The organism is Hydrocarboniphaga effusa AP103, assembly GCF_000271305.1.
Lineage (GTDB): Bacteria > Pseudomonadota > Gammaproteobacteria > Nevskiales > Nevskiaceae > Hydrocarboniphaga > Hydrocarboniphaga effusa.
Genome location: NZ_AKGD01000001.1, coordinates 571,879 through 592,648 on the forward strand (window position 1 = coordinate 571,879; position 20,770 = coordinate 592,648).

General features: G+C 66.8%; 14 protein-coding genes. 11 read left to right on the forward strand and 3 right to left on the reverse strand.

Annotated elements, in window-relative coordinates; translation table 11 throughout:
- The first annotated feature begins 89 nt into the window (after nucleotides 1-89).
- From hisG to WQQ_RS02580, 8 genes are all read left to right on the forward strand, one after another.
- Complete coding sequence (hisG, locus tag WQQ_RS02545) at nucleotides 90-725, forward strand: ATP phosphoribosyltransferase (protein ID WP_007183480.1); 636 nt, start codon at nucleotides 90-92, stop codon at nucleotides 723-725.
- A complete protein-coding gene (gene hisD, locus WQQ_RS02550) occupies nucleotides 718-2,013 on the forward strand; it encodes a histidinol dehydrogenase (protein ID WP_007183481.1) in 1,296 nt (431 codons plus the stop codon). The genes hisG and hisD overlap by 8 nt, the downstream gene beginning before the upstream one ends.
- A 55-nt stretch (nucleotides 2,014-2,068) precedes the next feature.
- Entirely contained in the window at nucleotides 2,069-2,965 is an 897-nt protein-coding gene (locus WQQ_RS02555; protein ID WP_007183482.1) for a DUF4382 domain-containing protein, read from the forward strand.
- A 165-nt stretch (nucleotides 2,966-3,130) separates the two neighbouring features.
- Entirely contained in the window at nucleotides 3,131-4,366 is a 1,236-nt protein-coding gene (locus tag WQQ_RS02560) for an efflux RND transporter periplasmic adaptor subunit (RefSeq protein ID WP_007183483.1), read from the forward strand.
- Nucleotides 4,367-4,517: 151 nt separating this feature from the next.
- Entirely contained in the window at nucleotides 4,518-5,204 is a 687-nt protein-coding gene (locus WQQ_RS02565; RefSeq protein ID WP_007183484.1) for an ABC transporter ATP-binding protein, read from the forward strand.
- Between the two features lie 18 nt (nucleotides 5,205-5,222).
- Complete coding sequence (locus tag WQQ_RS02570) at nucleotides 5,223-6,374, forward strand: ABC transporter permease (protein WP_007183485.1); 1,152 nt, start codon at nucleotides 5,223-5,225, stop codon at nucleotides 6,372-6,374.
- Nucleotides 6,375-6,442: 68 nt separating this feature from the next.
- Nucleotides 6,443-7,621, forward strand: a complete 1,179-nt coding sequence (locus WQQ_RS02575) for an ABC transporter permease (RefSeq protein ID WP_007183486.1) — start codon at nucleotides 6,443-6,445, stop codon at nucleotides 7,619-7,621.
- Nucleotides 7,622-7,801: 180 nt separating this feature from the next.
- Entirely contained in the window at nucleotides 7,802-10,297 is a 2,496-nt protein-coding gene (locus WQQ_RS02580; RefSeq protein ID WP_007183487.1) for a sensor domain-containing protein, read from the forward strand.
- Nucleotides 10,298-10,330: 33 nt separating this feature from the next.
- On the opposite strand, the gene WQQ_RS22805 is transcribed toward WQQ_RS02580, so the two are convergent.
- Nucleotides 10,331-11,293: a formylglycine-generating enzyme family protein gene (locus WQQ_RS22805; RefSeq protein WP_007183488.1), complete on the reverse strand. Its 963-nt coding sequence runs from the start codon at nucleotides 11,291-11,293 to the stop codon at nucleotides 10,331-10,333.
- Nucleotides 11,290-13,677: a bifunctional serine/threonine-protein kinase/formylglycine-generating enzyme family protein gene (locus WQQ_RS02590; protein WP_007183489.1), complete on the reverse strand. Its 2,388-nt coding sequence runs from the start codon at nucleotides 13,675-13,677 to the stop codon at nucleotides 11,290-11,292. Before WQQ_RS02590 ends, WQQ_RS22805 begins: the two co-directional genes overlap by 4 nt.
- 144 nt (nucleotides 13,678-13,821) lie before the next feature.
- Here WQQ_RS02590 and WQQ_RS02595 point away from each other — a divergent pair, with 144 nt between their 5' ends.
- Nucleotides 13,822-14,778 (forward strand): 2-oxoadipate dioxygenase/decarboxylase family protein, encoded by a 957-nt coding sequence (locus WQQ_RS02595; protein WP_007183490.1) that lies wholly within the window; start codon nucleotides 13,822-13,824, stop codon nucleotides 14,776-14,778.
- A 46-nt stretch (nucleotides 14,779-14,824) separates the two neighbouring features.
- On the opposite strand, the gene WQQ_RS02600 is transcribed toward WQQ_RS02595, so the two are convergent.
- Entirely contained in the window at nucleotides 14,825-16,249 is a 1,425-nt protein-coding gene (locus tag WQQ_RS02600) for a mannose-1-phosphate guanylyltransferase/mannose-6-phosphate isomerase (RefSeq protein ID WP_007183491.1), read from the reverse strand.
- A gap of 540 nt (nucleotides 16,250-16,789) precedes the next feature.
- Here WQQ_RS02600 and WQQ_RS02605 point away from each other — a divergent pair.
- Nucleotides 16,790-19,732, forward strand: coding sequence for a ribonucleoside-diphosphate reductase subunit alpha (locus WQQ_RS02605; protein ID WP_040452864.1), 2,943 nt, complete (start codon nucleotides 16,790-16,792; stop codon nucleotides 19,730-19,732).
- Nucleotides 19,733-19,895: 163 nt separating this feature from the next.
- Nucleotides 19,896-20,741: a DNA ligase gene (locus WQQ_RS02610; RefSeq protein ID WP_007183493.1), complete on the forward strand. Its 846-nt coding sequence runs from the start codon at nucleotides 19,896-19,898 to the stop codon at nucleotides 20,739-20,741.
- The last annotated feature ends 29 nt before the right edge of the window (nucleotides 20,742-20,770 follow it).

Here is a 20,770-nt window from a genome sequence, read left to right on the forward strand (position 1 = left end):
GAAGCCCCAACAAGCCCCAAGCACCCTTCCCCCCACAAACGCTAAAATCCACACCCTTTTGGCCACCCGGCCGACGCGCAGCCCCCCTCATGACCGGTCTCACCCTTGCCCTCTCCAAGGGCCGCATCCTCGAAGAAAGCCTCCCGCTGCTGGAGCGCATCGGCCTGGCCCCGGCCGGCGACATCGACCGCCTGCTGCGCGTGCCGTCGCAGAACCCGGACGTCTCGCTGCTGATCATCCGCCCGACCGACGTTCCGCCCTACGTGGAATACGGTGCGGCCGACATCGGCATCGTCGGCAAGGACATCCTCATGGAGCACGGCGGCACCGGGCTCTACGAGCCGCTCGACATCGACATCGCCAAGTGCCGGCTGTCGGTCGCGGTGGTCAAGGGCCACACGCCGCCGCGCAACCGCCGGCTGCGCATCGCCACCAAATACCCGGAGATCGCGCGCCGCCATTACGCGGCCAAGGGCCAGCAGGTGGAGATCATCAAGCTCTACGGCTCGATGGAGCTCGCCCCGCTGGTCGGCCTGGCCGACCAGATCGTCGACCTCGTCGCCACCGGCAACACGCTGCGCGCCAATGGCCTGGTCGAGATCGAGAAGATCTGCGACGTGTCCTCGCGCCTGGTCGTCAACAAAGCCTCGATGAAGATGAAGCACGCGGCCCTGCGCCAGCTGCTCGATGCCTTCGCGAGCGCCGGAGCCACCCTCAATGCCTGAGATGCTGCGCCTCGACGCGAGCAGCGCCGATTTCGACGCCCGCTTGAGCGAGCTGCTCGACCGCGCGCCCGAGCAAAGCGCCTCGGTGACGCAGGCGGTCGACGGCATCGTCACGGGCATACGCCAGCGCGGCGACGCGGCGCTGCTCGAATACACCAACCGATTCGATCGCCGTGACGTCAGCGTCGCGGCCGACCTCGAGATCCCCGCCGCCGCGCTCGCGAGCGCCTGGAAGCGCCTGCCCGACGAGCTGCGTGCCGCGCTCGAAACCGCGGCGACGCGCATCCGTGCCTACGCGCGCCAGCAGAAGCTCGAAGACTGGGAAATCACCGACGAATACGGCAACCGCCTGGGCCAGAAAGTCACGGCGATGGACCGCGTCGGCGTCTACGTGCCGGGCGGCAAGGCGGCGTATCCGTCGTCGGTGCTCATGAACGTGATTCCGGCCAAGGTCGCGGGCGTGCCCGAAGTGATCATGGCCGTGCCGTGCCCGGACGGAGAGCTCAACGACGCCGTGCTCGGGGCCGCGCACCTGGCCGGCGCCGATCGCGTGTTCTCGATCGGCGGCGCGCAGGCGGTTGCGGCGCTGGCCTACGGCACCGCCACGGTTCCGGCCGTCGACAAGATCGTCGGCCCGGGCAATGCCTACGTCGCCGCGGCCAAGCGCGCGGTGTTCGGCCGCGTCGGTATCGATTCGATCGCCGGGCCGTCCGAGATCGTGGTGATCGGCGACGGGCTCACCGATCCGCGCTGGATCGCGATGGACCTGTTCTCGCAGGCCGAGCACGACGAGGACGCGCAATCGATTTTGATCAGCCCGGATGCGGCCTATCTCGATGCCGTGGCCAAGGCGATGGACGAGCGCATTGCCGAACTGCCGCGCGAAAAGATCGTGCGCGCTTCGCTGCAAGGCCGCGGGGCGCTGATTCTCGTGCGCGATCTGGCGCAGGCCGCGGAAGTCAGCAACCGCATCGCGCCCGAGCATCTGGAGCTGTCGGTGGCCGAGCCGCGCGAGCTGCTCGAACGAATCCGTCACGCCGGCGCGGTGTTCCTGGGCCGTCACGCGCCCGAAGCCTTCGGCGACTACTGTGCGGGCCCGAACCACGTGCTGCCCACTTCGCGCGCGGCACGCTTCAGCAACCCGCTCGGCGTCTACGAGTTCCAGAAGCGCAGCAGCCTGATCGATTGCACGCCCGAAGGCGCCAGGCCGCTCGCGGCGATCGCCGGGCGCATCGCCGACGCCGAAGGGCTGCAGGCACATGCGGCTTCGGCGCGCGATCGCGGCTGAGGCCAAACGCAGTTCCGCACGCGCACGACGCAGACACGAACCAGAGAGCAACGCCATGACGAACACCACCCACCGCCTGCTCCGCCTCTGCTCGCTGTTCGCGCTCGGCGCCCTGCTGGGCGGTTGCGACGACGGTCGCGTCGACATGACGCTGTCGGCCGATGCGCCCGCGCAGAACCTGCAGAACGTGTTCGTGGTGATCGACGGCGTCACCCTGCGTCGCGACGACGGCAGCGAAGAGCGCATCCGGCTCGATCGGCAGCAGCGCGTGGACCTGATGCGCTACAACGGCTCGGACTACACGCTGATCAGCAACGAGTCGCTCGACGAAGGCACCTACGACGGCATTCGCGTCGACTTTCGCGACGTGCAGAACTGCGACAGCGGCAACTGCGCCGTCACCAGCGTCAATGGCCGGATTCCGCTGAGCATCGAAGGCGCCGACACCTTCTCCCCGCTCGACTTCAGGGTCAGCGACAACGGCAGGAGCTACGTGCTGCAGCTGCGCATGGACCTGCGGCTCTCGCTCGAGAACAACAGCAACTCGACCAGCCGGCTGCGGCTGCGCCCCACGCTGCGCGCCGCACGCGATTCGCGCGCCGCCAGCGTCAGCGGCACGGTGCGCAATTCCATCGTCGACAACTGCAACCGCAACAACAATACCGGCCTCGCGGTCTACGCCTTCGATGGCCGCGACGTGAGGCCCGACGATTTCGACGGCACCGATCCCGATCCGGTCGCCAGCGCCCCGGTCACCGGCTCGTCGGGCAACTGGCGCTACACGCTCGGCACGCTGCCGCCCGGCGACTACACGCTGGCCCTGACCTGCTTCGGCGATCGCGAAGACCCGTTCCGCGACGACAGCAGCGGCAACAGCTCGCTGAGCTTTCGCGATGGCGCACGCAACGTGAGCCTCGGTTCCGGCGACAGCGAGACCGAAAACTTCAACTGATCTTCGGCCGCCGATCGCCGCTCCGAACGCGATCGAGCGGCCCCGAGGTCCGGCCCGCTTGACGGTTGGCGTCAAGCTGCCAAAGCTAGCGGTTTCGCGCTGGAACGTGCGAGGGCCCGCTTGCGGCCTGCCGGGCGCGAGCGGCAGATCGCGAACAGGCTCTCCATGAACGACAAATCCGCATTGCTGAATCAGCTCAAGATCGATCGCGAGCCCGAAAACGATCGCGGCGACGGCGGCGGCTGGGGCAAATGGATCGCGCTCGCCCTGCTGCTGCTCGTCCTGCTCGGCACTGCGATCTGGTGGTTTTCGAAACCTTCGGGGCTGCGCGTACAAGCCGTCGTCGCGCAGAACGCGGGCGCTTCGTCGAGCGGCCCGGCTTCGCTGCTCGACGCGAGCGGCTACGTCGTCGCGCGCCGATCGGCGACGGTGTCGGCCAAGATCACCGGCAAGGTCACCGAGGTGCTCATCGAGGAAGGCCAGTCGGTCCGCGAAGGCGAGATCGTCGGCCGCCTCGACGACACCAACATCCGCGCACAATTCAACCAGGCGCAGGCGCAGCTCGGCCTGGCCAAGGCCAGTCATTCGCAATTGAAGGTGCAGCTCGCCAACGCCGGGCGCGACCTTGCGCGCAAGCAGCAGCTGCGCGCGCAGAACTACGTGAGCCAGGCCGAGATCGACAACGCACAGACCACGCTCGACGATCTCAAGGCGCAGCTCGAAACCGCCGCGCGCAATATCGACGTCGCCCGCGAAGGACTGGACGTCGCGCAGAAGAATCTCGACGACACCGTGGTGCGCGCTCCGTTCTCGGGCGTGGTGACGGTGAAGGCCGCGCAGACCGGCGAGATCGTCTCGCCGCTGTCGGCCGGCGGCGGCTTCACGCGCACCGGCATCGGCACCATCGTCGACATGGATTCGCTCGAGATCGAAGTCGACGTCAACGAAAGCTTCATCAACCGCGTGCATCCGGACCAGCCGGCGAGCGCCAAGCTCAATGCGTATCCGGACTGGGAAATCCCGAGCAAGGTGATCGCGATCATCCCGACCGCCGACCGCGCCAAGGCCACGGTGAAAGTGCGCGTGGGCTTTCTGCAGCGCGATGCGCGCATCCTGCCCGACATGGGCGTGCGCGTGTCGTTCCTGAGCGAAGCACCGAAGCCCGGCGCGGAGCAGCAGAAACCCGGCGTGCAGGTTCCGGCACGCGCCGTGCAGGCGCAGGGCGCGCAAGGCGTGGTCTTCGTGATCCGCGACGACAAGCTCGAGCGCCGCGCGGTGAAGCTCGGCGCCCGCTCGGGCGATCAGCAGATCGTGCTGAGCGGCCTGGCGGCCGGCGATCGCGTGGCGATCGGCGATCCGGCGCAACTCAAGGATGGCGTGAAGGTGGTAGTGAAACCGTAAATCAGACGAATACCCCTCTCCCTCCGGGACAGGGGAAGGAGTGAGGGCCTCGCGGTGATAGCCGAATTTGCTCATCACGGAGATGCCCTCACCCTCAGTCCCTCTCCCGAAAGGAGAGGGGTGCAGTAACGAAAAGGTCAGGAGTCGCCCGATGAACGCAATCGTGAGCCTGCAGAACGTCACCAAGCGCTATACCCGTGGCAAGCAGACGGTGGAGGTCTTGCACGACATCAACCTTTCGATCGCGCAGGGCGATTTCGTCGCGCTCATGGGCCCTTCGGGCTCCGGCAAGACCACGCTGCTGAACCTGATCGGCGGGCTCGACCAGCCGAGCACCGGCAGCGTGTCGGTGGCCGGCGAGCGCATCGATGGCCTGTCGGGCGCGCGGCTCGCGAAATGGCGTGCGCGCCACATCGGCTTCGTGTTCCAGTTCTACAACCTCATGCCGATGCTGAGCGCGCAGCGCAACGTGGAGCTGCCGCTGCTGCTGACATCATTGTCGGCGAGCCAGCGCCGCCGTAACGCGGAAGTGGCGCTGGCCGTCGTCGGTCTGGCCGAACGCGGCAAGCACAAGCCCAGCGAACTGTCGGGTGGCCAGGCCCAGCGTGTCGCCATCGCGCGCGCGCTCGTCGCCGATCCGACCCTGCTGGTCTGCGACGAACCGACCGGCGATCTCGATCGCGCAACCGCCGACGAAATCCTCAACCTGCTGCAGATGCTCAACCGCGAGCACGGCAAGACCATCGTCATGGTCACGCACGATCCGAAGGCGGCCGAATACGCGAGCCATCAGCTGCATCTCGACAAGGGCCAGCTCGTCGGCACGGTCGCGGCCTAAAGGCCCCGGGAGCGAACGATGAAATACTTTCCGCTGCTCTGGTCCACGCTGTGGCGCAAGAAGGCGCGCACCATCTTCACGCTGCTCGCGATCGTGATGGCGTTCCTGCTGTTCGGCATGCTGCAGGGCGTGAACTCGGCGTTCAACCGCACCATCGAGCTCGCCAACGTCAATCGCCTGGTGGTCATCAGCAAGATCGCGCTGACCGAGTCGCTGCCGTTCTCGTACACGCAGCAGATCGAAGCGGTGCCGGGTGTCAGCGGCGTGAGCTACGCGAGCTGGTTCGGCGGCTGGTATCAAGACCCGAAGAATCCGATCTTTTCGTACCCGGTCGATCCGACACGCCATTTCGACATGTTCCCCGAGCTGAAGCTGCCTCCGGAACAACTCGAAGCGTTTCGCAATACCCGTTCCGGCGCGGTGGTCGGCAAGGCCGCAGCCGACAAGTACGGCTGGAAGATCGGCGATCGCATTCCGCTGCATTCGGAAATCTGGACGCGGAAATCCGATGGGCAGAGCGACTGGACTTTCGATCTCGTCGGCATCTTCACGCACGACAGCGGCGACGCCATGCAGGAGAACCAGCTGCTGTTCCAGCACGAGTATTTCGACGAGGCGCGCGCTTTCGGTCGCGGCACGGTCGGCTGGTTCACCGTGCGCATCAGCGATCCGGGCCAGGCCGCGCAGGTCGGCGCGGCGATCGACAAGCGGTTCGCCAATTCGCTCGACGAAACCAAGGCCCAGTCCGAGAAGGAATTCCAGATGGGCTTCATGAAGCAGATCGCCGACATCAACTACATCGTCACGCGCATCCTGGTCGCGGTGTTCGTGGCGCTGCTGTTCGCCACCGGCAGCACGATGATGCAGTCGGTGCGCGAGCGCATTCCGGAACTCGCGGTGCTCAAGACGCTGGGCTTCTCCGATACGCGCGTGCTCGTGCTGGTGCTGTCGGAATCGGTGCTGCTCTGCGTGCTGTCGGCTGCGATCGGGCTTGGCCTGGCGACGCTGATGTTCCCGGCCTTCAAGGACATGCTCGGCATCGTCAAGCTGCCGGGCGACGTGATCGTCGGCGGCTTCGTCACTGCAGTGCTGCTCGCGCTCGTCACCGGGCTGCCGCCGGCGCTGCGTGCACGCAGCTTGAACATTGTCGATGCGTTAGCGGGACGCTAACGCGTATGCCGTCCTGGCAAGCCCAGGCCATCCATGGCCTGGTTTTTCAAAACAAGCGATAAGACCTCATGCTCAAACAGATCTCCGCGGTCACCGGCATGAACCTGCGCAATCTGCCGCAGCGCAGTGGCATTTCGCTGGTCATCGTCATCGGCATCACGGTCACCGTGGCGGTGCTGGTGTCGGTGATGGCGATGTCGGTGGGCTTTCATAAAACGCTGTCGAACACCGGCCGCGCCGATCGCGCGATCGTGCTGCGCGGCGGCTCCAACAGCGAACTCGGCAGCACCATTTCGCGCGAAAACACGCAGACCATCGCCGATGCGCCGGGCATCAGGCGCGACGAGACCGGCAAGCCGATCGTCTCGGCCGAGATGGTCGCGGTCGTCAACCTGCCGCTGCGGTCGACCGGCTCGGATGCGAACGTGACCCTGCGCGGCATCGGCCCGCAGGCCGCGCAGCTGCGACCCGAGGTGCGCATCGTCGAAGGCCGCATGTTCGAGCCGGCCGTGCGCGAGCTCGTCGTCGGCCGCTCGGCAACCAAGCAGTTCACCGGGCTCGACCTCGGCTCGCGCATCAAAATCCGCGACACCGAGTGGACCGTCGTCGGCGTGTTCGAAAGCGGTGGCGATGCGCACGAGTCGGAGCTGTTCGGCGAAATCGAAACGGTGCTGTCGGCGTTCCGCCGCAACCTGTTCCAGTCGATCACGGTGATGCTCGATTCGCCCGAAGCCTTCGATGCGTTCAAGGACAAGCTCACCACCGATCCGACGCTCAGCGTCAGCGTCAAGCGCGAACCCGAGTACTACGCGGAGCAGTCCAAGGACCTCAGCAAGCTGCTCGATTTCATCGCCCTCTGGGTCGGCGGCATCATGGCGCTAGGGGCGGTCTTCGGCACGCTCAACACCATGTACACCGCGGTTTCCGCACGCCAGGTCGAGATCGCGACCTTGCGCGCGATCGGCTTCGGCGCGCTGCCGGTGGTGATCTCGGTGTTCGTCGAATCGCTGGTGCTCGCGCTGATCGGCGGCAGCGTCGGCGCGGCACTGGCCTGGATGTTCTTCAACGGCAGCACCGTCAACACGCTCGGCGCGAACTTCACGCAGGTGGTCTTCAACCTCACGGTGACCCCTGCCCTGCTCGTCAATGGCATCGTCTGGGCCTGCGTGATCGGCCTGGTCGGCGGGCTGTTTCCGGCCGTGCGCGCCGCTCGCCAGCCGATCGCGACGGCATTGCGTGGCGCCTGAGCCGCATCGCGGCCATGCCGGGTGCCATATCGTCGAGCCGCTCGCATCGATGAAGCCGGCCACCCCGTATTTCTTTACGACTGTGACGGGCCTGTCAGAAAGCGCATCGTCACCACCGAAATTTCCGTCGCGTGTGTCCGAGGCCCCTCGCCCCACGCCGACCCACGATCCGACCCGCCGATGACCGCCGCTTCACCATTGACCCAATCTCCCGCAGCGCTTGCGAGCGAGGGCGGCAACGATCCGCTGCGGAGCGATCGTTGGCGCCACGCCATCGAGAGCGCGCCCGTCGGCGTCTGGGACTGCGATTTCCAGCGTCGCACGCTGTACTGCTCGGCCGAACTCGTACAGATCATCGGCAACGGCAGCGCGGCGGCCGAGTATCCGATGGAATATTGGGTGAACCTGGTTCACGCCGATGAGCGCGATGCCCTGGCGCAGCGGTTCCAGTCGCATCTGGTCCTGCGTACGCCCAACGTGCAGTTCGAACACCGCGTGCTGCACGCCGACGGCCGCTATCGCTGGGTGCGCTCGTCGCTCGCGGTGATCTCGCGCAACGAACACGGCGAGCCGGCGCGCGTCGTCGGCACGCTGCAAAGCATCGACGACGTCAAGCAGGCCCAACTGTCGGCCATGCTCGCCGCGGCACAGGACCAGGCGATTTTCAGCACGGTTCCGGTCGGGCTCGCGATCGTCGGGCTCGACAGCCGGCTGCTGACGGTCAACGACGCGCTCTGCGAACTGCTCGGGCATTCCAAGGCCGAGCTCATGGAGCTCAATTTCCGCGCGATTACGCATCGCCAGGACATCGACGACGCCGAACTGTTCGAATCGGCCCTGGCGAGTTCGCGGGAGCGCTTCCGCGCGGAGCGTCGCTTCGTCGCCAAGGACCGCAGCGTCATCTACGCGCAGCTCGACCTGACGCTGATGCGCGACAGCGACGGCCTGCCGCTGCACTTCATCGCCGCGATCAGCGATCGCACCGAAGAACGGCTGCAGTTGCAGATGCTGACCAAGCAGCGCGAACTCGCGCAGATCACGCTGTCGTCGATCGCCGACGGCGTCGTCCGCATCGACGAGAGCCGCTGCATCACCTACGCCAATCCGGCCGCCTGCCAGATGGTCGGACTCGATCTCGACGAGCTGCGTCACCGCCCCTTCCAGGAATACGTGCGCATCGTCGGCGATGCGCCCGAAGGCCCCGCCCTGGGCGACGACGTGCTCGCCGAGGTCTTCGATGGCGGCCAGACGCTGCAGTTTCCGAGCGGCACGTTGTTGCGTTTCCTGCGCGGCCGCGAGATCGCGGCGGAATGCTCGGCCGCTCCGATCAAGGATGCGCTCGGCTACGTGCGCGAGGCGGTGTTCGTGTTTCACGACACCACCGAATCGAACACGCTGGCGCGCGAGCTCGCCTACCAGGCCAGCCACGACATGCTCACGGGCCTGTGCAATCGCCGGCAGTTCCAGTCGGCCATCGAAAAGTCATACGCGGCGCTGGTCGAGCACGGCACGCCGAGCGCGGTGCTGTTCATCGATCTCGACGGCTTCAAGGCCGTCAACGACCGCCACGGGCACCAGGCCGGTGACGACGTGCTGGTCTGGGTCGCGAGCGTGATTCGCCAGGCCGTGTTCAAGCGCGACGTTCCGGCGCGCTGGGGCGGCGACGAGTTCGCGGTGCTGCTGATCAATTGCGATGCCGATCGCGCCCACGACGTCGCACGGCGCATCGAAGCGGAGCTGACGACCTCGCAGGTCCGGCTCAGCGATTACTCGGGCATCAGCGGCAGCATCGGCATCGCCTGCATGAGCGCGAGCGACGCGAGCTGCATGTCGGTGGTCAACAACGCGGATCTCGCGGCTTCGATCGCCAAGGGTCGCGGTGGCGGCGGCATCCAGCGTTTCGAGGACATTCGCGCGCAGGTCGAGGAGCGCCGCAGTCTGTTCGAATGGCGCCGCGAGATCCTGCAGTCGCTCAAGGAGGGCCGGCTGATTCCGTACGGCCAGAAAATCGTCGGTGGCGACGGCGAGCTGCTCGGCTACGAAATGCTGCTGCGCTGGGTCGACACCAGCGGCAGAGTCAACACGCCCGAGCGCATCATCGATGCGGCCGAACGCCTGGGCTGGTCGACGCGCATCGACGGCTTCGTGTTCGGCGTGGCGAGCCGGCTCATGTTGTCGGGCCAGGTGCCCGAGCAGGTGCATCTGGCCGTCAACGTCAGTGGCCGCAGCCTCGCCGACGCCGACTTCCGCGACACCGTGACGAGCTTCTTCAGCGACCACCCGCAAGTGGCGAGCCGCCTCACGCTCGAAGTCACCGAAACCGCGGCGGTGAGCGACCTGAACCTGGTCGGCGCGTTCGTCTCGCGCCTGCGCGAGCTTGGCTGCGTGTTCGCGCTCGACGACTTCGGCAGCGGCTTCGCCTCGTTCTCGTACCTGAAGGCGATTCCGTTTTCCGCGGTGAAGATCGACCGCGCCTATATCCGCGCGCTCGACCGGGACCCCACCAATCAGCTGATCGTGCGCAATCTCTGCGAGCTCGGCGGCCACCTCGGCGTCACCCTGATCGCCGAAGGCGTGGAAACGCAGGCGGAGCTCGCGGCGCTCAAGGCGCTCGGGGTTTCACGCTTCCAGGGCTGGCTGTTCCAGAAGGCCGAGCCGCTGCCCTGGAGCTGGTGACGCAACCCCGGCCCGGACGGATTCCGGCATGACTCATTTCGTAGTGGCCGCCGCCGTCTCGACAACCCGAAAGCCGGTCCAGACGTTGCGCTGGAACGCGCCATAGGGCCGGCGGTCGCTCAGTGCGAGCGCGTCGACCGATTCCTGCCAGGAGCCACCGCGCACGGTGAGGTTCACGGTTTCATCGAGTGCCTGCTCGCAGTGCTGCGACTCGGAGCGCATCGGCATCAGGAACACCGAGCAGGTCCATTCGCGCACGTTGCCGGCGACGTCGTGCAGGCCCCAGGCGTTGGCCGGCCAGGATCCGACGAAGGTCGGCCGTGCGCGCGAATTCGGGGAGCAGCCGTTGCAGTCGGCCATGCGCTCGTCGTAGGTATCGCCCCACCAGAAACGCGTCTGCGCACCGGCGCGTGCCGCGTACTCCCATTCGATCTCGGTCGGCAGGCGGAACGAGCGCCCGGTCTGCGCGCTGAGCCACTCCGCGTAGGCCATCGCATCGACGGCCGAGACGCAGACCACCGGGAAAGTGTCGGATTGCCCGTAGCCGGGCTGCTGCCAGGACAGGTCGATCGCCGTGCCCAGGCACGGAAACGCGGCCCAGCTGCTGCCCTGGTATCCCGAACGCTGCACGAACAGGCGGAACTGCTCGACGGTGACCTCGGTGCGGCCGATCGCGAAGGCCTGGACCGCGTAGCCGCCGTCCTTGGCGTCGGCGAACGGCAGCACACCAGCCGGCACCGCGACGGTGGTCGGCAGGCTCGAGGTCTGCGTCGCGCCCAGCGAAGCCCAGAGCGACCGATCGCCACCCGACGGGGTCGGCAGCGACGTCAGCCAAACGGCTGCGATCACCGAAGCAGCCGCCACCGCGAACAACACCCAGCGCAAGGCTTCGCTGGGCGACCGCTCGGGATTCGCGTCGAGGTCGAGCGGCCGAATGCGGGGTTCGGCGGCCGCTCGCTCCGGCGTCGGCGACGCCGGTTCCGACGGGCGCTTCAAGGCGACGGGCCGCGTGCGTCCTGCACGAGGCGGAACCCGGTCTGCACGTCGCGGCGATCGCCGTCGAGCGCATCGCGCTGGGCCGAGCGCAGGGCATCGATGCCCTGCCGCCAGGAGCCTCCGCGCACCGCCCGGCTGCCGCCGACGTCAACGGCCGCGCAGCGCGTTTCGGTCCCGCGGCCATAGGGCTCGCCGCTCGAGCAAGTCCACTCGCGCACGTTGCCGGCGGTGTCGTAGAGCCCGAAGGCGTTCGGCGGCCAGCTCTTGACCGGCTGCGGGCCGGCGCGCACCACCGGGCAACCCGTGCAAGTGGCCTTGCTGTCGTCGTAGCGATCGCCCCACCAGTAACGGCCACTGCTGCGCCCGCGCGCCGCGTATTCCCATTCGGCCTCGGTCGGCAGGCGGAACGAAAGCCGGGTCTGGCGGCCGAGCCATTCGGCGTAGGCGTTGGCGTCGACCCAGCTCACGCAGACCACCGGGCGCGAATCGCTGTTCGGAAACCCGGGGGCCTCCCAGCTCGGAGACCGGCTGCCCGCGCTTTCGCAGGGATAGTTCTTCCAGCGCGGATTGCGGTAGCCAGTCTGGCTGACGAACTGGGCGAACTGCTCGAAGGTGATCTCGGTGGTCGAGATCGAATACGCAGAGACCTTCACGCCGTGCGCGGGTGCGGCGGCCGAGCCCGCCACGTCTTCGCCGATGCGGAACTCGCCACCCTCGATCGGCATCATGTCCGGCAGCAGCGGAGCCACTGCGGCCGGGGCGTTTGCCGGCGATGCGGCGATCTGGCTCGCGGTGGGCGGCGCGTTCGCCGCCACCGGCGTCTCGGTGGATCGCAGCGACAAGGGCTTGCGCTGGGACGGACGGTCCCGGTTCCAGTTGACGGCGAGCACCGCCAGCAGCCCCGCGAACAGCAGGATCGGCAAGCCGAGCACGAGTGCGTTGTAGCGCTTGCGCCCGAGCGCCAGGCCGTCGCGCGGAGCCGGGGCGAGCGGCTTCTGCACGCCTTGCGGCGGCGCTTCGCCCGGAGCTGCAGGCGGCAGCAACGGCAGCTGGCGACGCGTCAGCGGGGGCTTTTCGCTGCGCGTGATCGGTGCTTCGGGGACGATGGCCGGAATCGGCGGGATCGGCGAAGCCGATGCAGGCGCCGCGACCGGCGGCGCAACGGACTCCGCGGTCGCGGGTGTTTCACCGCGCGGACCCCGGGTTGCCGGCGCACCGGCAGCGGGAGCAGGCGCAGCGGGCCTTTCCGCGGGCGGCACCGGACGCGTTGGGACGATCAGCGGGGGAACGAACGGTACCCCCTCTTCGGATTCGGGCACCGGCGCGATCGGCCCGGTGCGCACCGCGGGTGGGTCCGAGCGCGTGATCGCGGGCTCCGGCGCTGTGGGCTCGGTCACGACCGGCGGCTCGGCGGCGACCTGGAACGGGCTGTAATCCGACAGCGCGGCGATGAACTCGGCGGCACTCTGGAAGCGGTGCTCGGGCTTCAGCGCGAGCGCCTTCCTGAGCGCCCCGCGCAGCGATTCGGGCACCTTGTCCCAGCCGCCGCGCTCGAGCGGATCGTCGGTCAGGCGATCGAGCGCGGTTGGCGGGGCCACCCCGGCGAGCATGCGGTAGAGCGTGGCGGCGGCGCCGTAGACATCGGTCCACGGGCCCTGGGTGGCCCGGCGCTGGTACTGCTCGAGCGGGGCGTAACCGTCGGTGAGCACCACCGACATGCTCTGCACGCGCTCGCCCGCGGCCTGCCGGGCGGCGCCGAAGTCGAGCACGATGGGCTTGCCGACGGTGGCCAGGTAAATGTTGTGCGGCTTGAGGTCGCGATGCACCACGCCGTGCTCGTGCACGTACTGCAGGGCATCGAGCACCGGGCGGATCAGCGGCACCGCGAGCGCCGGCTCGATGATGCCGCGCACGCGCGACAGGTAATCGCCGAGCGACAGGCCCTCGTAGTAGTCCATCACCAGATAGGCGGTGTCGTTGGCGTTGAAGAAGCTGCGCACGCGCACCACGTTCGGGTGATCGAGCCGGGCGACGATGCGCGCCTCGCGCAGGAACTGCTCCTTGCCGAAATCGAAGGCCGAACGCGTCTCCTGCGTGTGCGTGGAAACGTCGAGCTCGCCCGGATGACGCGTGACGATGTCGCGCGGCAGAAACTCCTTGATCGCCACGCGCTGCTGCAGGTGAATGTCCCAGCCCAGGTAGGTGATGCCGAAACCGCCCGGCTGGCCGAGCACGCGACCGACGCGGAACTGGCCGCCGATGATGATGCCGTGCGGCAGGAACAGCGGCGAACGTGGGGCCGATTCGTCGTACTGGCAGACGGGGCAGACCGCGACGCCGCCCTTGTCGGCGAAGCAGCCGGGACAATGCTTTTGGAAGCTCATTCCAGACGATCGGGCGCACGCGAAGGATGATCGGTCGATTGTAAGCGCGGGGCACTCGCCCCGGCATGCGGACAACTACTCTTTTTTCATCGGCTTGGAGCACCTAGTCTGGCTCCTCCCCTCGTCCACGAGCGCCGGCCGAACATGTCCCAGCCGATCACTCCCAAACTGACTCCCGCTCAGTTGCGCGAACGCTTCGTCGCTTCTGCGACCGCCAAGTTCGCGAGCCAGGTGCCCGATTTCGTCGCGCTGCAGAAGCTCGTCGCCGACAACGGCGGCACGTTCCTGAACGACCACGGGGCGATCCGCACGGCAGACCCGGCGGTGACCGCGCTGTTCGCCCGCGCGGCCGGCGTGCTCGGGCTGCGCAAGGAACTCGATTACCGCTTCCCGGCCAAGAAGCTCGTGAGCTTCGACCTGCAGGCCATCGGCGAGGACAGCCGCCAGTTCAAGATCTTCGTCTCGCAGGTCGACCTGGCCGCGTTTCCGCCCGAAGTCGCCGCGCTCGTGCAGGCCGATTGCGCCGAGCAGGCCGAGGCGGTCGATCATCGCGATTTTCTCGGCCTGATCGAGCGCGCCGAGGCCGAAGGCGGCCTGAGCGAGCGCGAGGCCGACGCCTTCGTGAGTCACTTCGTGCACCGGCTCATGCATCGCAACGGCCCCCCGATGAAGCGCTCGCTGCTCGAAGCGGTCGCCGCCGTCTCCGGCGAGGCCGCCAGCGCGCTCGCGCTGGGCCCCGACTTCAATCACGTGACCATCGATGTCTACGCCGCCGCGTATTCGGGCATCGAAGCGATGGCCGAGGCGATGCGGCAGCGCGGTTTTCGCATGCTGCCGGCGATCCAGGGTGCGCCCGGAACACTCCTGCGCCAGACCGCGACGCTCGCCGCGACGATGGAGACGCCGGTGCTCGAAGCCGACGGCTCGATCGGCAGCGCACGCACCGAAAAGCAGTTCGTCGAGATCATCGAACGCAACCAGGCCGTGAACGCCTGGGGCGGCAAGCTCTGGGCGCAGAACGGCAGCCCACTGATCTTCCGCAACTTTCTGGCCGCGAATGCCGAGCAGATCTTCGCTGCTGCGGCGACCAAGCTGGCGTGAGGCGCGCCGTCAAGCTTTTTTCGCCTCACGCCTCACGCCTCATGCCTCACGTCTTGGCCGGCGTCCGTCCGTAAACGTCGTCGAAGCGGACGATATCGTCCTCGCCCAGATAAGCCCCCGACTGCACCTCGATAAGCTCGAGCGGCACCTTGCCGGGGTTCTCGAGCCGGTGCGTGTGGCCAAGGGGGATGTAGGTGGACTGGTCTTCGGTCAGCAGGAAGTTCTTCTCGCCGCAGTACACGCGCGCGGTACCCGAGACCACGATCCAGTGCTCGGCCCGGTGGTGGTGCATCTGCAGGCTCAGCTTCTGGCCCGGTTTGACGATGATGCGCTTGACCTGGAAACGGTCCGCCAGCGCCACCGTCTCGTAGCTGCCCCAGGGCCGGAACACGCGCGGGCTGGTCTCCGCCTCGGTGCGCTTGGCCTTCTTGAGCTTCTGGACGATCTTCTTGACCTCCTGCACGCGCTCGCGCGGGGCCACCAGCACAGCGTCCTCGGTCTCGACCACCACCGTGTCCTTCATGCCGACCAGGCTGACCAGGCGCGTGCTCGCATGCACGAGGTTGTCCTGGCTGTCTTCGACGATCACGTCGCCGCGCACGCGATTGCCGGCGTCATCGGTCGCCGGCAGCTTGCCGAGGTAGGTCCAGGAGCCGACGTCGTCCCAGCCCGCGTCGAGCGGCACCAGGGCGATGTTCGCGGTCTTCTCCATCACCGCGTAGTCGATCGACTCGTTGCGGCAGCGCTTGAACGCGGTCGGTTCCAGGCGCACGAAATCGATGTCCTTCACCGCGTGGTTCCAGCTCTGCAGGCTGGCCGCATGCATCTCGGGCTCCAGGCGCTTGAGCTCGTCGAGGAAGACATCGGCGCGGAACAGGAACATGCCGCCGTTCCAGTAGTAGCCGCCTTCGTCGAGGAAGGCCTGGGCCTTTTCGAGCACGGGCTTTTCGACGAAAGCCGCGACTTCGAAGGCATCGTGCTCGGCGGCCGGGCCGGCCTTGATATAGCCGAAGCCGGTTTCCGGATGCGTGGGCTGGATGCCGAAGGTGACGATCTTGCCTGTGGCCGCGACCTTGGCGGCGGCTTCGACGGCGGCGACGAAGGCCGGCGTGTTCTCGACGGCCTGGTCGGCGGCGAGCAAAAAGACCAGCGCCTGCGGACCGAAATGCGTGCTCGCGTAGTGGGCGGCGACCGCCGCGGCCGGAGCGGTGTTGCGGCCCTCGGGCTCGAGCATCACGGTGGCCTGGTCGAAGCCGATCTCGCGCATCTGCTCGGCGATGACGAAGCGGTGCGCGTCGCCGCCGATGACCAGCGGCGGGGCGGAGTCTTCGAGCCTGGCGACCCGCAGCGCGGTGTTCTGCAGCAGGCTGCGCTCGTTGAGCAGCTTCAGGAACTGCTTGGGGTACTGCTCGCGCGACAGCGGCCACAGGCGGGTGCCGGAACCGCCGGCCATCAGGACGGGGACGATCATGCGTTGAAGTCTCTCGGGCTAAGCAGCGGGGAACACGATCCAGGCCCGCAATCCAAATTTCCGCATGAAGTGGCGCAGACAAGCGGGCTGCCGGGCTGTACGGCGTGATTTAACAGGATAAGCCCCGTCGGTTGCCGTTCGTCAGCTGACATTGTGTGAATTTCTCCAAGCTTCCTGCAAGCCGGCTTTCGAGCCGGCAAAAAACCCAATAACGACGGCCTCTGCAGCATTCGGTTCACACTTTTTGCACAGGCTATTCACCGTTTCTGGCACAGGATATTGGGGTTGACGCACTGGCGAACCACTAGATATTGTTTCTCGACGGTTGTGGAGGTGGCATCCGGCGATAGATCGAATGCCGCTGGCCTGGATGCGGGCTGCGACATGAAAACGGTGTAACCGCCTCCAGAACACAGAGCATGGGTTTTGTTATTGATACGGCACACCCCGGGTGTCCGATCAGACCCGACAGACCGTTGCTCGTGTGCCGTATCAATAACGACCATCTCGGACGGAACCGAATCAATCCTTAGGGGCGCCATGCAAACACAAGTCACTGAAAACACTGAATCGCGCCGCATTCCTGCGGGCCCTGCCTCCACCGCCGAACTCGCTGCCGTGGCTCCGGGCGGCGTCAAGGTCATTCGCCGCAACGGCAAGGTCACGGGCTTCGATCAGTCCAAGATCGCCATCGCATTGACCAAGGCCTTCCTCGCCGTCGAAGGCGGCCAGGCCGCGGCCAGCGCCCGCGTGCGCGAGACCGTGCAGGCGCTGACCGCCCAGGTCGTGGCCGCGCTGACGCGCCACCTGTCGGGCGGCGGTACCGTGCATATCGAAGACATCCAGGACCAGGTCGAACTGGCCCTGATGCGTGCCGGCGAACACAAGGTCGCCCGCTCCTACGTCATCTACCGCGCCGCCCGCGCGAGCGAGCGCGCCGCCGAAGCCGCCAAGAGCGAGGCCCAGCTGCCCGCCGGCCCGGCGATCAACGTCAAGTTCGACGACGGCAGCCTGCATGCGCTCGATGTCGCGCGCATCCAGCGCGTCGTCACCGAAGCGGCCGATGGCCTGACCGGCATCAGCGTCGAAGAAGTGGTGTCCTCGGCGCTGCGCGATCTCTACGACGGCATTCCGGAGGCCGAGCTTTCCCAGGCCGTGACGCTCGCCGCGCGCGCGCGCATCGAGAAGGAGCCGAACTACACCTACGTCTCCGCGCGCCTGCTCATGGACGGCCTGCGCCACGAGGCGCTCAAGTTCCTGCGCATGTCCGAGACGCGCCCGACCTTCGAGGAAATGAAGGCGATCTACCCGGATTACTTCCGCGAGTACATCCACCGCGCCATCGAACTCGAACTGCTCGACCCCAAGCTCGCCCTGTTCGACCTCGACACGCTCGGCAAGGCGCTGCTGGCCGATCGCGACGCCAAGTTCGACTACCTGGGCCTGCAGACGCTCTACGATCGCTACTTCATCCACAGCAACAAGACCCGCTTCGAGCTGCCGCAGGCCTTCTTCATGCGCGTGGCGATGGGCCTGGCGATGAACGAGATCGACCGCGAAACGCGCGCGATCGAGTTCTACACGCTGCTGTCCTCGTTCGACTTCATGTCGTCGACGCCGACGCTGTTCAACTCGGGCACGCCGCGTCCGCAGCTGTCGTCGTGCTATCTGACGCAGGTGCCGGACGACCTGCACGGCATCTTCGGCGCGATCCACGATAACGCCATGCTGTCCAAGTTCGCGGGCGGCCTCGGCAACGACTGGACGCCGGTGCGCGGCATGGGTGGCTGGATCAAGGGCACCAACGGCAAGTCCAACGGTGTCGTGCCGTTCCTCAAGGTTGCCAACGACACCTGCGTCGCCGTGAACCAGGGCGGCAAGCGCAAGGGCGCGCTGTGCGCCTATCTCGAAACCTGGCACCGCGACATCGAGGAGTTCCTCGAACTGCGCAAGAACACCGGTGACGACCGCCGCCGCACGCACGACATGAACACGGCCAACTGGGTGCCGGACCTGTTCATGAAGCGCGTGATGGAAGACGGCCCGTGGACGCTGTTCTCGCCGGACGAAACGCCGGACCTGCACGAGCTCGTCGGCGAAGCCTTCGAGAAGAAGTACGTCGAGTACGAAAAGCTCGCCGAAGAAGGCCGCCTCAAGAACACCAAGCGCATCCAGGCGCTGGGTCTCTGGCGCAAGATGCTGTCGATGCTGTTCGAAACCGGCCACCCGTGGATCACCTTCAAGGATCCGTGCAACCTGCGCAGCCCGCAGCAGCACGTGGGCGTCGTGCACAGCTCCAACCTGTGCACCGAGATCACGCTCAACACCAAGGCCAACCAGGAAATCGCGGTCTGCAACCTCGGTTCGGTGAACCTGCCGGCGCATATCACCGCCGAAGGCAAGCTCGACAAGGCCAAGCTCGAACGCACGATCACGACGGCGATGCGCATGCTCGACAACGTCATCGAGTACAACTATTACTCGGTGCCGACGGCGCGCAACTCCAACCTGCGTCACCGCCCGGTCGGCCTCGGCGTGATGGGCTTCAACGACGCGCTGTACAAGCTGCGCCTGCCCTACGAGTCGGACCGCGCGATCTCGTTCGCCGACTACTCGATGGAAGCGATCAGCTACTACGCGCTGAAGGCTTCGGCCGATCTGGCGATCGAGCGCGGCGCCTACAGCAGCTTCAAGGGCTCGCTGTGGGACCAGGGCATTCTGCCGATCGACTCGATCCGCCTCGTCGCCGAAGCGCGTGGCGATCGGTACCTGCAGCAGGACACCCAGGCCTCGGGCGCTTTCGACTGGGACAGCCTGCGCACGCAGATCAAGACCTCGGGCATTCGCAACAGCAACACCATGGCGATCGCCCCGACCGCGACCATCGCCAACATCACCGGCGTGTCGCAGTCGATCGAGCCGACGTACCAGAACCTCTACGTGAAATCGAACCTGTCTGGCGAGTTCACGGTGGTCAACGAGTACCTCGTCAACGATCTCAAGGCGCTCGATCTGTGGGACGAAGTCATGGCCCACGATCTCAAGTACTACGACGGCAGCGTGCAGAAGATCGACCGTGTCCCGGAGGAGCTCAAGGCCATCTACAAGTGCGCTTTCGAAATCGATCCGAAGCGTCTGGTCGATGCGGGCTCGCGTCGCCAGAAGTGGATCGACCAGGCGCAGTCGCTGAACCTGTACATGGCGCAGCCGAGCGGCAAGAAGCTCGATGAGCTCTACAAGCACGCCTGGCTGTCGGGCCTCAAGACCACGTACTACCTGCGCACGATGGGCGCGACGCACACCGAGAAGACGACGATCACCGATACGCGCCTGAACAAGGTCGGCAACGCAACGACCAGTGGCACCGCAGCGAAAGCCGTCGCGGCGCCCGTGCCGGTCGACACCACCGACTACTCGGCCACCGACGTCGGCAGCGCCAAGGTCTGCTCGATCCTCGACCCGGATTGCGAGGCCTGCCAGTAAGCGTTTCGGCTGTACTTCAACAACAAAAAACCCGGCTTTTGCCGGGTTTTTTGTTGTCTGCAGCCCAAGCGGACCTAAACACCGCCCCAAGCGTGCACCCGGTCACGGCTCGCGAATTTCGATTGGTCTTCAATCGCGCTACACCTGCCCGCGGCCCTGCTCCATGCGCCCACTCTTCGCCCTCGTCGTCCTGTGCTGGACCTTCGCGGCGGCCGCGCAAGAGCCCACGCCGCCGCCCGCGATGCTCGCCGAGGTCTATCACGAGGGCGACGCGATCGAACTGCGCGCCTGGCGCGTCAGCGAGAAGTTCGATGGCGTGCGCGCCTGGTGGGACGGCAGGCACCTGCTCACGCGCAGCGGCCATGTGATCGCGGCGCCGGCCTGGTTCACGGCCGGCTGGCCCGACACCGTGCTCGACGGCGAACTGTGGATCGGCCGCGGACAGTTCGAACTCGTCTCGGGCAGCGTGCGGCGACAGCAGCCGATCGAATCGGAATGGAAGCGCATGCGGTATCTGGTGTTCGACCTGCCCGAGCAAGCCGGCGATTTCGACGCTCGCAACTCGAAGCTCGCGTCGGTGGTGGTGGCGCTTCGGCAGCCCTGGGTGCAGGCGGTCGAGCAGCGACGTGTCGACTCAATCGAGGCCCTGCGCCGGTATTTCGATGCGGTGATCGTCGAGGGCGGCGAAGGGCTCATGCTCAAGCGCGGCGCCTCGGCGTATCAGGCCGGGCGCAGCGCCGACCTGCGCAAGTACAAGCCTTATGACGATGCCGAGGCGGTGGTGATCGGTCACGTGCCCGGCAAGGGCAAGTACGAGAACAAGCTCGGCTCGCTGATCGTGCGCGATGCGCAGGGCCGCGAATTTCGCGTCGGCAGCGGCCTGCGCGATCTGGACCGCGAGCAGCCGCCCGCGATCGGCCGCACGATCACCTACGCCTACACCGGCCTGACCCGCGACGGCCTGCCGCGTTTCGCGCGCTTCCTGCGCGTTCGTCCCGACTCGCCCTAGCCCGGAAAAACCCGGATTCGATGCCCGCA